This window comes from Zavarzinia sp., assembly GCF_049306435.1.
In the GTDB taxonomy this organism is placed as follows: Bacteria; Pseudomonadota; Alphaproteobacteria; order Zavarziniales; family Zavarziniaceae; genus Zavarzinia.
In genome coordinates this window covers 1-13,328 of the sequence record NZ_JBAQRT010000099.1, presented here as the reverse complement: position 1 = coordinate 13,328, position 13,328 = coordinate 1, and the positions used below count along the sequence as shown (strand labels likewise).

General features: G+C 67.2%; 16 protein-coding genes. 10 read left to right on the top strand and 6 right to left on the bottom strand.

The features are described 5' to 3' along the window. The 3 genes from WAZ62_RS05190 to WAZ62_RS05180 form a co-directional block, all read right to left on the bottom strand. The coding region (locus WAZ62_RS05190; protein ID WP_422642456.1) for an FAD-dependent oxidoreductase at nt 1-230 on the bottom strand (230 nt) is incomplete at its 3' end. A 26-nt stretch (nt 231-256) separates the two neighbouring features. Continuing rightward, entirely contained in the window at nt 257-1,288 is a 1,032-nt protein-coding gene (nadA, locus tag WAZ62_RS05185) for a quinolinate synthase NadA (protein WP_422642455.1), read from the bottom strand. A 188-nt stretch (nt 1,289-1,476) separates the two neighbouring features. Next, nucleotides 1,477-1,830 (bottom strand): c-type cytochrome, encoded by a 354-nt coding sequence (locus WAZ62_RS05180; RefSeq protein ID WP_422642454.1) that lies wholly within the window; start codon nt 1,828-1,830, stop codon nt 1,477-1,479. 233 nt (nt 1,831-2,063) lie between these two features. Here WAZ62_RS05180 and WAZ62_RS05175 point away from each other — a divergent pair, with 233 nt between their 5' ends. Beyond that, on the top strand, nt 2,064-2,789 hold the full coding sequence (locus tag WAZ62_RS05175; RefSeq protein WP_422642453.1) for a 2OG-Fe(II) oxygenase: 726 nt from the start codon (nt 2,064-2,066) through the stop codon (nt 2,787-2,789). 9 nt (nt 2,790-2,798) lie between these two features. Here the strand turns inward: WAZ62_RS05175 and WAZ62_RS05170 are convergent, their stop codons facing one another. Together WAZ62_RS05170 and tyrS are read right to left on the bottom strand one after the other, a co-directional pair. Continuing rightward, the gene (locus WAZ62_RS05170) at nt 2,799-3,872 is read right to left on the bottom strand and encodes an NUDIX hydrolase (RefSeq protein WP_422642452.1); all 1,074 of its coding nucleotides are present in this window, start codon (nt 3,870-3,872) and stop codon (nt 2,799-2,801) included. 37 nt (nt 3,873-3,909) lie between these two features. Next, nucleotides 3,910-5,160, bottom strand: coding sequence for a tyrosine--tRNA ligase (gene tyrS, locus WAZ62_RS05165; protein WP_422642451.1), 1,251 nt, complete (start codon nt 5,158-5,160; stop codon nt 3,910-3,912). Between the two features lie 209 nt (nt 5,161-5,369). Here tyrS and WAZ62_RS05160 point away from each other — a divergent pair, with 209 nt between their 5' ends. After that, nucleotides 5,370-6,449: an anhydro-N-acetylmuramic acid kinase gene (locus tag WAZ62_RS05160; RefSeq protein WP_422642450.1), complete on the top strand. Its 1,080-nt coding sequence runs from the start codon at nt 5,370-5,372 to the stop codon at nt 6,447-6,449. Here WAZ62_RS05160 and WAZ62_RS05155 read toward each other — a convergent pair. After that, on the bottom strand, nt 6,416-7,060 hold the full coding sequence (locus WAZ62_RS05155; protein WP_422642449.1) for an alpha/beta hydrolase: 645 nt from the start codon (nt 7,058-7,060) through the stop codon (nt 6,416-6,418). The genes WAZ62_RS05160 and WAZ62_RS05155 overlap by 34 nt on opposite strands. Nucleotides 7,061-7,326: 266 nt before the next feature. Here WAZ62_RS05155 and cysE point away from each other — a divergent pair, with 266 nt between their 5' ends. The 8 genes from cysE to WAZ62_RS05115 form a co-directional block, all read left to right on the top strand. Further along, entirely contained in the window at nt 7,327-8,073 is a 747-nt protein-coding gene (gene cysE / locus WAZ62_RS05150) for a serine O-acetyltransferase (protein ID WP_422642448.1), read from the top strand. A 13-nt stretch (nt 8,074-8,086) separates the two neighbouring features. After that, nucleotides 8,087-8,548 (top strand): Rrf2 family transcriptional regulator, encoded by a 462-nt coding sequence (locus tag WAZ62_RS05145; protein ID WP_422642447.1) that lies wholly within the window; start codon nt 8,087-8,089, stop codon nt 8,546-8,548. An 11-nt stretch (nt 8,549-8,559) separates the two neighbouring features. Then, a complete protein-coding gene (locus tag WAZ62_RS05140; RefSeq protein WP_422642446.1) occupies nt 8,560-9,714 on the top strand; it encodes a cysteine desulfurase family protein in 1,155 nt (384 codons plus the stop codon). Between the two features lie 40 nt (nt 9,715-9,754). Next, a complete protein-coding gene (locus WAZ62_RS05135; protein WP_422642457.1) occupies nt 9,755-10,966 on the top strand; it encodes an IscS subfamily cysteine desulfurase in 1,212 nt (403 codons plus the stop codon). 27 nt (nt 10,967-10,993) lie between these two features. Next, nucleotides 10,994-11,380 carry a Fe-S cluster assembly scaffold IscU gene (gene iscU / locus WAZ62_RS05130; protein WP_109902127.1) on the top strand — a complete coding sequence of 129 codons (387 nt, stop codon included), beginning with the start codon at nt 10,994-10,996 and terminating at the stop codon, nt 11,378-11,380. Between the two features lie 12 nt (nt 11,381-11,392). Beyond that, nucleotides 11,393-11,737 carry a HesB/IscA family protein gene (locus tag WAZ62_RS05125; protein ID WP_422642445.1) on the top strand — a complete coding sequence of 115 codons (345 nt, stop codon included), beginning with the start codon at nt 11,393-11,395 and terminating at the stop codon, nt 11,735-11,737. Further along, a complete protein-coding gene (gene hscB, locus WAZ62_RS05120; protein WP_422642444.1) occupies nt 11,737-12,348 on the top strand; it encodes a Fe-S protein assembly co-chaperone HscB in 612 nt (203 codons plus the stop codon). The genes WAZ62_RS05125 and hscB overlap by 1 nt, the downstream gene beginning before the upstream one ends. After that, the coding region (locus tag WAZ62_RS05115; protein ID WP_422642443.1) for an Hsp70 family protein at nt 12,348-13,328 on the top strand (981 nt) is incomplete at its 3' end. The genes hscB and WAZ62_RS05115, both read left to right, overlap by 1 nt.

The following is a 13,328-nucleotide window of genomic DNA, read 5'->3' as shown; positions in this document are numbered from 1 at the left end:
GGATCGCACAACCCGTCGCCCGCCGCCAGCGTGTCGGCGGCATGGGCGGCGGTGCGGTCACCGGCGCCGATGGCGGCGGCGATACCGCCCTGGGCGTGCAGGCTCGACCCGCCTTCGAGGGCTTCCGTCTTGGTGACCAGCACCACCTTGCGCGGGGCAAGGGCGAGGGCCGCCGACAGACCGGCGAGGCCCGAACCGACGATGACGATTTCCGCTTCCAACCGGCGCATGACAGGCACTCCCGGACGTAACGACATTACTTGCGGCGACCGACCGCGATCATCCGCTCCACCGCGCGGCGGGCCTTCACGGCCACGGCGGGATCGACCTCCACGCGCGGCTCGAGGGTTTCGAGCGCGTGCAGGATCTTCGGCAGGGTGATCCGCTTCATGTGCGGGCACATGATGCAGGGCCGGACGAATTCGGTCGTCGGCGAGGCGGCGGCGATATTGTCCGACATCGAGCATTCGGTGATCATCAACACCCGCGCCGGCTTCTCGTCGCGGACATAGTCGATCATCTTGGCGGTCGAGCCGGCGAAATCGGCGGCGGCGATCACCTCCGGCGGGCATTCCGGATGGGCGATGACGACGAGATCGTCATAGGCCCGGCGGAAACGGCGGATCTCGTCGGGGGTGAAGCGCTCGTGCACCTCGCAATGCCCCTTCCAGGTGAGGATCTTCACCTTGGTCTGGGTCGCCACCCAATTGGCCAGATATTCGTCGGGCAGGCACAGCACGCGCTCCGCCCCCAGGCTTTCGACCACCTCGACCGCATTGCCCGAGGTGCAGCAGATATCGCTTTCCGCCTTCACCGCAGCCGAGGTGTTCACATAGGTGACCACCGGCGCGTCGGGATAGGCTTCGCGCAGCAGGCGGATATCCTCGGGGCGGATCGATTCCGCCAGCGAGCAGCCGGCCTCCATGTCGGGCATCAGGACGATCTTGTCCGGGTTCAGCAGCTTGGCGGTTTCCGCCATGAAGTGCACGCCGGCCATCACGATCACGTCGGCGTCGGTTTCCTCGGCCCGCTTGGCGAGGGCGAGGCTGTCGCCGACGATATCGGCGACGCCGTGGAAGATTTCCGGCGACATGTAGTTATGGGCGAGGATGACCGCGTTCCGCTGCTTCTTCAGGCGGTTGATCCGCTCGATGAAGGGGGCGTGGATGCGCCATTCGTCTTCCGGCAACACGCGCTCGACCTTGGCCCAGGTCGCGGCCGTCGCGGCCGCCACGTCGGGCGTGAAGGGAAGGGTGGCAGCCGGGGGGGCCTGCGGGATAACGGTCATGGGGCGATCCTCGACGGAGGGGTGCGCGTTTCCGAATTATAATGCTCAACTTGAGCATATCTTACATATGCTCATATCGAGCATAATCAAGCCTGTCAAGAAAATGTCGCGAATAGCCCTTCGTCCTTTCGGGCGGGGCGGGCGCCGACGGGGGCGAAGGCCCGGGGCACGCGGCCCCGGGCGGCAGGTCACTTCACGCTGAGGATATAATCGATCAGCGCCTCGGCCTCTTCGTTGGTGACGGGGCGGCGGGCGCCTTCCGGCGGCATGTTGGCGCTGCCCCAGTGATAGACTGCCGGGCGGTCGGTGCCGGTGTGGACGATGGGGACGAGCATCAGCTTCGCATTGGCGAGGCCGCCGAAGCGCCGTGCGATATCGCGGAACGAGGGGGCGGCGCTTTCGGTCTCGACGGCATGGCAGGCGAAGCAGCCCTTGGCCCTGGCGAGGTCCTCGCCGCCTTCGGCCCGGGCGGCGGCCGGGGCGAGGGAGAGCGACAGCCCCATCAAGGCGGCTGCGATCGGATATCTGGTGACGGCGGACATGATTGGCCCTCTTTATTCGTTATGGGTCCGGTGTCCGTCAGGCCTTGGCCTCGGACAACCCGAAAATCCTATCACCTCCTCACGCGATGCGTGTCGTCCGGATGGACGGTGCCGTTTTTGTTGTCGCCCACCCGTTCGCCCCATGCCCCTGAATTGCGCCGCAAGCCCGCGCAAGACCGAAGGCCTGATCGCCCGCCATGGTGCCTGGATCGGGACTGGAGGAAGGCGCCGACATGGCTGATCTCGGCATGAAGGACGGGCAGGCGGAGGACCCTTGTGTCGATTGGGACGCCGTTCGCGTCGCCATCGACGAGGCGGGCCATGCGGTCGTGCCGGCCGTCCTGTCGGCCGGGCAATGCGCGGTGCTGGCGGCGCTCTATGATCGGCCGGACGGTTTCCGTTCGACCGTGGTCATGGCGCGGCATGGCTTCGGCCGGGGCGAATATCGCTATTTCGCCTATCCGCTGCCTGGTCTCGTGGAGGACCTGCGCCGGTCGCTCTATCCCGGTCTCGCCGCGATCGCCAATATCTGGGGCCGGCGCCTCGGCCAGGATGGCGGCTGGCCGGCGGAACACGAGGGATTGCTCGCGCTGTGCCGCGATGCCGGGCAGTCGCGGCCGACGCCCTTGCTGCTGTCCTATAATGCTGGAGATTACAACTGCCTGCATCAGGACCTTTATGGTTCCATCCATTTTCCCTTGCAGGCGGCGATCCTGCTCGATGCGCCGGGCGTTGATTTCACCGGTGGCGAATTCACCCTGGTCGAGACGCGGCCCCGCCAGCAGTCGCGCTGCGAGATCGTGCCGCTCGGCCGGGGCGACATGGTGATCTTTCCGGTCCGGGAATTTCCGCGCGCCGGCAGCCGCGGCTGGTACCGCGCCCAGATGCGCCACGGTGTCTCGAAACTGCGTGGCGGCCGGCGACGGGTGCTCGGTCTCATCTTCCATGACGGGGCCTGAGGGGGGGGGTCAGCCGCCGATCTTGGGCAGGGGCAGGGGAATGCCGACGTCGTGCTTCTCCTGCATGACGTCGCGGCGGAAGCGGTAGGTTTCCGCCGGGCGCCCCCGGCCGGAGGCTTCGATCTGGCCGGTCGGCTCGACGAGGTCACCGGCGATCACGGTGCGGCGGAAATTCTGCTTGTGCAACTCGATGCCCGACAGGGCTTCGACCACCTTCTGCAGACGCAGCAAGGTGAATTCCGGCGGCAGCAGATCGAAGACCACCGGGCGATAGTCGATCTTGCCGCGCAAGCGGCCGAGCGCGGAGGCGAGGATGCGGCGGTTGTCGAGCGCCATCGGGCTGCCCAGCGCCTTGGCCGCGTCCCGTTGCTCGTCCGGCACCGTTGGGCTTTCGGTCCCGGCGACGGAGGCGGTGATCGCGGCATCGCGGATCGCTTCCTTCACCAGGCCGGCGGAATAAAGCAATTCATAGCGGTCGAGGCAGCGCAGCAGGTCGAAATGGCCGGTGCCGGCGACCGGGCCGAAGGCGATCGCCGTCCGCTCCATCCGGGTCCGCGCGGTCCGGGCATCGGGCGCGGCGTCGATCCAGCGGGTGAGCGCCGGGCGGATCACCTTGTCGATCAGGGCGGGGCGCCCCTCGCGCCAGTCTTCCCAGGGCAGGAAGAAATACCAGGATCGCCACTGCGCCTCGCCGGTGCCGGCCACCGGCGTTTCCTGGGTCAGGGCCAGATAGGCGACCGAGACGACGCGCGGCCCGCCGGTCAACTCGCGCGGATCGCGGTTCTGGTTGGCGAAAGTGTAAAGCTGCTCGACATAGCGCATGGCGATGCCGGTCTGTTCGCTCACCCATTGCCGAAGGCCGAGTTCGAGGGTGCGGTGATGTTCCGGCTCGAAGGGACCGAAGGGCAGGGTCTCGGGCGTATCGAAGGCCAGCGGAATCAGGCCCTGCTGGGCCGGAGTCGCCAGATCATGGGTCATGCGCCGGGCGACGAGGACGCGCGGATCTTCCTCCGTCACCGCGACGATGACGGCGGTCAGGCCGATCTGGGCCGGCCGGTGGTTGTTCTCGCCGTCTTGCGCCATGGCATCCCCCCTGTCCCGACGCCGGATGGCCGCCGGCTCAGCCCGTGACGATCAGGGCGTGGCGTTTCTTGCCGGCCGAGAGCTTGACCGTACCCGTGGCGCCGAGCGAGGTCACCTTGGCGAATTCGTCGGTCACGGCGACATCGTCGAGGCGAACGCCATTGCCCTTGATCAGGCGGCGGGCTTCGCCGTTCGAGGCGGCCATGCCGGCCTTGACCAGCAATTCGTAGACAGTGATGCCGGCGGCGACCGAGGCGCTGTCGACCGCGACCTTGGGCAGCGTGTCGGCGGCGGCGCCTTCCTCGAAGGTCTTGCGCGCGGTCTCGGCCGCGGCTACGGCGGCGTCCTGGCCATGGGCGAGGCTGGTCGCCGCCGTCGCCAGGATCTTCTTGGCGTCGTTCAACTCGGCGCCCTGAAGCGTCTCGAGGCGGGCGATCTCCCCTTCCGGCAATTCGGTGAACAGGCGCAGGAAACGGCCGACGTCGGTATCTTCCGTGTTGCGCCAGAACTGCCAGTAGTCATAGGGGCTGCGGGCATCCTCGTTCAGCCAGACGGCGCCATTCGCCGTCTTGCCCATCTTGGCGCCCGACGCCGTGGTGATCAGCGGCGAGGTCAGGCCATAGAGCTGGAGATCGGCGGATTTCCGGCCCAGCTCGACGCCCTGGATGATGTTGCCCCATTGATCCGAGCCGCCCATCTGGAGGCGGACGCCGTAGGACTTCGCCAGTTCGACGAAGTCATAGGCCTGCAGGATCATGTAGTTGAATTCGAGGAACGACAGGTTCTGCTCGCGGTCGAGGCGGATCTTCACACTGTCCTGCGACAGCATCCGGTTGACCGAGAAATGCCGGCCGTAATCGCGCAGGAAGGCGATGTAGTTGAGGCCGGACAGCCAGTCGTCGTTGTTGACCATCACGGCATCGGTCGGCCCGTCGCCGAAGCTGAGGAACTTCGAGAATACCCGTTTGATGCCGGCGAGATTGGCGTCGATCCGCGCATCGTCGAGCAGCGGGCGCGACTCGTCACGGAACGAGGGATCGCCGATCCGCGTGGTGCCGCCGCCCATCAGGACGATGGGCTTGTGCCCCGCCTGCTGCAGCCGGCGCAGCATCATGATCTGGACGAGGGAGCCGACATGCAGCGAGGGCGCGGTGGCGTCGAAGCCGATATAGGCGGCAAAGGGTGCCTTTTCCGCGGCAAGGGCGTCGAGCCCTTCGAGGTCGGTGCACTGGTGGATGTAGCGGCGTTCCGTCAGAAGCCGCAGGAAATCGGATTTCACGCTCGTCATGGTGCGGGGGATGTAGCATGAAGGCGGGCGGCACGACAATCGGCAGCGGCCGTTGAATCGCCCGACGCGCGCGAAACGGCCACTGTTTATGGTCGTCATCCCGGCGCAGGCCGGGATCTCGCGACGACGAGGCGCCTTATCCTGTAAAAGGTCCCGGCCTGCGCCGGGACGACGATAGAGTGGACGCGATGATGAAGGCGCTCGGACTGATGAGCGGAACCTCCCTCGACGGCATCGATCTCGCGGTGATCGAGACCGATGGTTCGCGGGTGACTGCTTTCGGCCCGGCCCTGACCGTGCCCCATCTGCCGACGACCCGCGCCGCCTGCCGCGAAGCGAGCCGGCTGGCCGCGATCTGGGCGCGGGGCGATGCCGTGCCGGCCGCCATCGCCGAGGCCGAACAGCGCATCACCGAGGCCCACCGCCTCGCCATCCGGCATTTCCTGGAGACGACCGGGGAGACGGCGATCGAACTGATCGGCTTCCACGGCCAGACCATCCTGCATCGCCCGGCCGAGCGGCTGACCTGGCAGATCGGCGACGCGCAAGCACTCGCCGATGAATTCGGGCTTCCCGTGGTCGGCCAGATGCGTCTCGCCGATGTCGAGGCCGGCGGGCAGGGTGCGCCCCTCGTGCCGCTCTATCATCAGGCGCTGGCCCGGGGGGCGAGGGGGGCGGTCGCCATCCTCAACCTCGGCGGGGTCGGCAATGTCACCTGGATCCGGGGGGACGAGGAGCCGGTCGCCTTCGATACCGGCCCCGGCAATGCCCTGATCGACGACTGGGCCCTGCAACACACAGGCATTCCCGTGGACCGCGACGGCGCATTGGCGGCCCGGGGCCGGGTGCATGGCGATGTGCTGGCGGCGATGATGGACCACCCCTATTTCGACCTGCCGGCGCCGAAATCCATAGACCGGGACGATTTCACCCTGGGGGCCGTGCGCGGCCTGTGCGCCGCCGATGGCGCGGCGACGCTGACCGCCTTCACCGCCGAGACCATCGCGGCGGCGCGGGCGCGGTTTCCCTCGGCGGTCTCGCGTTTTCTGGTCACGGGCGGCGGGCGGCTGAATCCCACCCTGATGGCGATGCTGGAAAAGCGCCTCGGCGTACCGGTTTTGCCGGTCGAGGCCGAGGGCTGGCGCGGCGACAGTCTGGAGGCCGAGGCCTTCGCCTTCCTCGCGGTGCGCAGCCTGAAGGGGCTGCCGCTCAGCGTGCCGGGGACGACGGGGGTGCCCCGGCCACTGACCGGGGGTCAGCTGTTCCGGCCGAGCCGCATGTCGAGATAGGAGCCGACGCTGGTCTTCAGCTCTTCCATCTGGTCCTCGAAGAAGTGGCCGGCGCCCTTGATGGTCTCGTATTTCACCTTGATGCCGCGCTGGTTCGACAGGCGGGTGGCGAGTTTCGCGACCTCGGGTTCGGCGATCACCTGGTCTTCGGTGCCCTGGACGATCAGGCCGTCCGACGGGCAGGGGGCGAGGAAGGTGAAGTCATATTTGCTGGCGGGCGGCGCGACCGAGATGAAGCCATTGATTTCCGGCCGGCGCATCAGCAGCTGCATGCCGATCCAGGCGCCGAAGGAAAAGCCCGCGACCCAGCATTCCGCCGCGGAAGGGTTATAGCTCTGCATCCAGTCGAGCGCCGAGGCGGCATCGGACAATTCGCCCGCGCCATTGTCGAAGCTGCCCTGGCTGCGTCCGACACCGCGGAAATTGAAGCGCATCACCGAGAAGCCACGGTTCACGAACGTATGAAACAGGTTGTAGACAACCTTGTTGTTCATCGTGCCGCCGAACTGCGGATGCGGATGCAGGACGAGGGCGATGGGCATCCCCGTGCCGGCATGGTGATAGCGGCCTTCAAGTCGCCCGGCCGGGCCATTGAAAATGATCTCAGGCATTCCGGTCCCCTTGACATGATACCCGACCAATGGAGTCAACTGCTCGCGCTTCGTGCAGGCCAGACCCGCAGGGCATGGCCGCCTTGCCGTCGCATATACTTGACTGGATCAGTCGGACAACCTAAATCTGACCTCGGCGGTCGGGCATTTGCACACCCTTCGCCAAAATGCGTGGCGGGCCGGGTTTATACACGGCCGGCTTTCGCTGATGCAAGGAAACTCGACTCGCGGCGCCAAACTGGCGCGCGGATCCCAAGGAATGCCGAATGTTCGCGCGCCTGAAGGACGAAATCGACAGCTATATCGCCCGCGATCCGGCCGCCCGGTCGCGGGTCGAGGTGCTGATGTCGTATCCGAGTTTCCATGCGATCACGCTGCACCGGATTTCCCACTGGCTGTGGCTGCGGGACTGGCGTCTGACCTCGCGCTGGCTGTCCTATGTCGCCCGCCTGTTCACCGGCATCGAAATCCATCCCGGCGCCACCATCGGCAAGCGCCTGTTCATCGACCACGGCCTTGGCGTCGTGATCGGCGAGACGGCGGAAATCGGCGACGATGTCACGCTTTACCACGACGTGACCCTGGGCGGCCTGCTGCCCTCGGTGAATTCCCGGGCGCAGGTCGGCGTGAAGCGCCATCCCACCTTGCGCGATGGCGTCATCGTCGGCTCCGGTGCCCAGATCCTGGGACCGATCACGGTCGAGGCCGGTGCCCGTGTCGGCGCCAACGCGGTCGTCGTCAGCGATGTCGCTTCGGGCACCACGGTGGTCGGCATTCCGGCCAAGGCCGCCGGCACGCCCCGGCTGGTCGATCATGCGCCGGACTTCTGCGCCTATGGCGCGACCGCTGGCCGGATGCCCGATCCGACGGAAGAAGAGATCGAAAGCCTGGTTGCCCGGGTCCAGGCCCTGTCGGCCCGGGTCGCGGAGCTGGAAGCCAGGCTCGGCGGCACGGCCGAGGCGCGGGGGGAAGTGGTCGACGGACCGCGCCCCGCCAGCGCCGGCAACCATTGAGGAGGCGAGGCCGATGAAACTCTCCACCCGCGGGCGCTATGCCGTGATGGCCATGGTCGATCTCGCCGCCCATACCGAGGGCGGCAAGCCGGTCTCCCTCGCCGATATCGCCGAGCGTCAGGAAATCTCCCTGTCCTATCTCGAACAGCTGTTCGGCAAGCTGCGTCGCGGCGGCATCGTGAAGAGCGTGCGCGGCCCCGGCGGCGGCTATGTCCTCGGCCGGGCCGCGGCGGACACCCGGATCGCCGATATCGTCCTCGCGGTCGACGAGCCGATCACGGCGACGCGCTGCCAGCTCGGCACCTCGGTCGGCTGCCGGGGCAACCGCAGCCGCTGCGCCACCCACGACCTGTGGGAAGAGTTGAGCCACCAGATCCACCTTTATCTCTCCAGCGTTTCGCTCGCCGATGTCGTCGCGCGGCGCGTGCTGGGGATCCCGGGCACCGGCCGCGACGCGGTCGGGCGCGTGGCCTGAGGAGACGGGACATGACCAGCGTCGCGACCTATCTCGACCATAACGCCGGGGCGCCGATCCGCCCCGCGGCGGTCGAGGCCATGGTCGCGGCCCTCGCCATCGGCGGCAATCCGTCCTCGATTCACCGCGCCGGGCGCCTCGCCCGCCGGACGATCGAAGATGCGCGGGAGGCGGTCGCCGCCCTCTGCGGCGCCGAAAGCTCGGAAGTGATCTTCACCAGCGGCGGGACCGAGGCGAACAATCTCGCCCTTCTCGGCGCCGTTCGGGGCGGCCATGCCACGCGCCTGCTGGTTTCAGGGATCGAGCATGACTCGGTCCGGGCCGCGGCGAATGGCGCGGGCGTGCCGGTGACCGTGCTGCCGGTCGATCGTCACGGCGTGATCGACCTTTCCGCCCTCGATCGCCTGCTGGGCGAAGGGCAGGGGCCGGCGCTGGTCTCGGTCATGCTGGCCAACAACGAGACCGGTGTCCTGCAGCCGGTGGCCGAGGTCGCGCGGATCGCGCGGCGCCATGGCGCCCTGGTGCATACCGACGCGGTTCAGGCTTATGGCAAGACTTTGGTCGATCTCCCGGCCCTCGATGTCGACATGATGAGCCTGTCCGCCCACAAGATCGGCGGCCCGGCCGGGGTCGGCGCCCTGGTGAAGCGGGCGGGGATCGAACTCCTGCCTCTGTCCCTCGGCGGCGGCCAGGAATACGGCCGGCGGCCGGGAACCGAGAATCTGGCGGGGATCGCCGGTTTCGGCGCGGCGGCGCGGGCGGAGCGGCGCCAGGACCTCGGCCCCTTACGCGATCATCTGGAGCGCGAAATCCTGGCAACCGTGCCGGGCACGCGCGTCTTCGGCACCGGCGCGGCGCGCGTCGACAATACGAGCTGCATCGGGCTTGCCGGCGTCAAGGCCGAGACCCAGGTGATGGCGCTCGATCTCGCCGGGGTCTCGATCGGCGCGGGCGCCGCCTGTTCCTCGGGCAAGGTGCGGCCGAGCCCGGTGCTGATCGCCATGGGCGAGGACGAGGAGACGGCGCGATCCGCCATTCGCGTCAGTCTGGGTTGGAATTCGGAAGCGGGCGATGTCGAACGCTTCCTCGGTGCTTACATGGAGTTTGCGGGCCGGGCGCTGAAGGCGCGGGCCACGCGCGGTGAAAAGGAAACGCATCATGGCTGACGGGAACAGCGATCAGATCGGCGGCGAGGTCCGTCCGAACATCCAGTTGCCGATCTATCTGGATTACCAGGCGACGACGCCGCTCGACCCCCGGGTGCTCGACGCGATGATGCCCTATTTCACCGGCAAGTTCGGCAATCCCCACAGCCGCAGCCATTCCTATGGCTGGGACGCGGAAGAGGCGGTCGAGGCATCGCGCGAGCAGGTCGCCAAGCTGATCGGCGCCGACCCGCGCGAGATCATCTTCACCTCGGGCGCGACGGAATCGAACAACCTCGCGATCAAGGGCGTCGCCCTGTTCAACAAGGACCGCCGAAACGAGATCGTGACCGTGGTGACCGAGCATAAATGCGTGCTCGACACCTGCCGCCACCTCGAACAGGAAGGCTTCAAGGTCACCTATCTGACGGTGAAGACGAACGGCCTCATCGACCTCGACGAACTGCGCGCCGCCGTCAACGACAAGACCGTGCTGGTCTCGGTGATGGCCGTGAACAACGAGATCGGCGTCATCCAGCCGATCGCCGAGATCGCGAAGATCGCCCATGAGAAGGGCGCGCTGTTCCACACCGACGCGGCCCAGGCGGCGGGCAAGATCCCGCTCGACGTCAACGCCATGGGCATCGACCTGATGTCGATTTCCGGCCACAAGATCTATGGCCCCAAGGGGATCGGCGCGCTCTATGTCCGGCGCAAGCCGCGCGTTCGCCTGGTTGCCCAGATGAACGGCGGCGGGCAGGAGCGGGGCATGCGCTCCGGCACCCTGTCGCCCGCGCTTTGCGTTGGTATCGGCGAGGCCTGCCGCATCGCCCGCGAGGAGATGGCGGCCGAGGCGGTGCGCCTCGATGCCCTCGCGCATCGCTTCCACGACAAGGTGAAGGCGAAGCTGCCGGACGTCTTCCTGAACGGCGACGAGACCCAGCGCATCCCCGGCAACCTCAACCTGTCCTTCGCCTATGTCGAGGGCGAGAGCCTGATCATGGGCATCAAGGATCTGGCGGTTTCGTCCGGCTCCGCCTGCACCTCGGCCTCGCTCGAACCGTCCTATGTGCTGCGTGCCCTCGGCGTCGAGGAAGAGCTGGCGCATACCTCGATCCGCTTCGGCTTCGGGCGGTTCACGACGGAAGCCGAAATCGACTATGCCGCGGAGACGATCATCGCCCGCGTCTCCAAGCTGCGTGAAATGAGCCCGCTGTGGGAAATGGTCCAGGACGGCATCGACATCAAGTCGATCCAATGGGCCGACCACTGAGCGGCGCGATATCAAGGAGTTACAGCCATGGCCTATAGCGAAAAGCTCGTCGACCATTACGAGAATCCCCGCAACGTCGGCTCCTTCGACAAGGGCGACGACAGTGTCGGCACCGGCCTCGTCGGCGCGCCGGCCTGCGGCGACGTGATGAAGCTGCAGATCAAGGTCTCGCCCGAGGGCCTGATCGAGGACGCCAAGTTCAAGACCTTCGGTTGCGGCTCGGCCATCGCCTCGTCCAGCCTCGTCACCGAATGGGTGAAGGGCAAGAGCCTCGACGAAGCGGCGACCATCAAGAACACCGACATCGCCCAGCATCTGGCGCTGCCGCCGGTGAAGATTCATTGCTCGGTCCTGGCCGAAGATGCGATCAAGGCGGCGATTGCCGATTACAAGGCCAAGCACGGCCAGTCGTAAGGAGTAGGGATCATGGCGGCCCCCGCGCGTCAGATCATGGAACTGACCGATCCGGCAGCAGCCCGGGTGAAGGAATTGCTGAACAAGCGCGGCAAGCCTTCCGCGGGTGTGCGCATCGGTGTCCGTACCGCCGGCTGTTCGGGCATGCAGTACACGCTCGAATATGCCGACGAGAAGGGCAAATACGACGAGGTGGTCGAGGACAAGGGCGTGACCGTCCTGGTCGACCCCAAGGCGGTGATGTTCCTGATCGGCACCAAGATGGATTTCGAGACCGACAAGCTGAAGTCGGGTTTCGTCTTCATCAATCCGAACGAGAAGGCCCGCTGCGGCTGCGGCGAGTCCTTTCACGTTTGATGGGCATCGAGATCACGGCACCGGTCTCCTGCAATTCCTGCGGGGGACAGATCGAGGACGCCATCTGCGGCGGCTGCAAGAGCCTGCAGCCGCCCGGCCAGCTCGACCATTTCGCCCGCCTCGGCCTTGAGCGGGGTTTCGCCATTGATGGCCAGGCGCTGGAGCGGGCCTATTTCGCCGCCCAGCGCCGCTTCCATCCGGACCGTTTCGCCGGACGGGGCGCCAAGGAAAAGACCTTCTCCCTTCAGCACGCCACCCTGATCAACGAGGCTTACGAGACGCTGCGCGAGCCCCTGCCGCGCGCCCGTTACCTCCTCGAGATCGAAGGCCGGCCGCTGCCGGGCGAGGATGGCAAGACCATCGCCGACCCTGCGCTTCTCATGGAAGCGATGGAATGGCGAGAGGCGCTGGAAGAGACGGCGCCCGCCGATCTGCCCGCGCTGAAGGCGAAACTGGACGCCGAACTGGCCACGGTCGAGGGCGAACTGGCCCTTGCCTTCGCCGGCCATGATCTGGCCGGCGCGACGAACCAGGCCCTGCGCCTGTCCTATCTGTCAAAACTGGGGTCGGAGCTGCGCCGCAAGGCCGCCCCCCGGATCGCGGTGCCCTGATGCTTCTCGATATCTATGAACCGGGGGAAACCCCGCTGCCGCACGCCGGGGATTCGGACCGGGCGGCGGTGGGCATCGACCTCGGCACCACCAATTCACTGGTTGCCGTTTCGGTGAACGGGCGGCCGGAAATTCTGCGCGATGCGCTGGGCGACGGCATCGTGCCCTCGGTCGTCGCCTATCTCGAAGGCGATGACGAGCCGGTGGTGGGACGGGTCGCGACCCGCATTCTCGAGCGCGAGCCGGAGCTGGTGGTCGCCAGCGTGAAGCGCCTGATGGGCCGGGGCACCGGCGATGTCGCCAGTCTCGGCGGGCATCTGGCGCAGAAGATCCGGGACGACGGGCAGGGCGGCATGGTCCGTCTCGATGTCGGCGGCCGCATCGTCTCGCCGGTCGAGGTATCGGGCGAGATCCTGCGCACCCTGCGCCAGCGCGCCGAAATGGTGCTGGGTAAGACCGTCGACCAGGCGGTGATCACCGTTCCCGCCTATTTCGACGATGCCGCGCGCACCGCGACGCGGGATGCCGCGCGTCTCGCCGGGATCGAGGTGCTGCGCCTCGTGAACGAGCCGACGGCGGCCGCGCTCGCCTATGGTCTCGACCAGGCGGCGGAGGGTCTCTATGCCATCTACGATCTGGGCGGCGGAACTTTCGACGTCTCCCTGCTGAAGCTGGAAAAGGGCGTGTTCCAGGTCCTCGCCACCGGCGGTGACGCGGCGCTGGGCGGCGACGATTTCGACCGCGCCCTCGCGGAACATCTGATCGAGGAGCGGGGCGGCGGTATCGAGGCCGGCGACGTGAAACCCGTGCTCGCCGCCGCGCGAAGGGCCAAGGAAGCCCTGACCGACGCGGATGTGACGACGATCGACCTCGACATCAGCGGCCGCGCCACCCGCCACACGGTCACCCGCGCCACTTTCGACGCGCTGGTCGCGCCGCTGGTCGGCCGCACCATCGCCGCGGCGCGCGGCGTTCTGCAG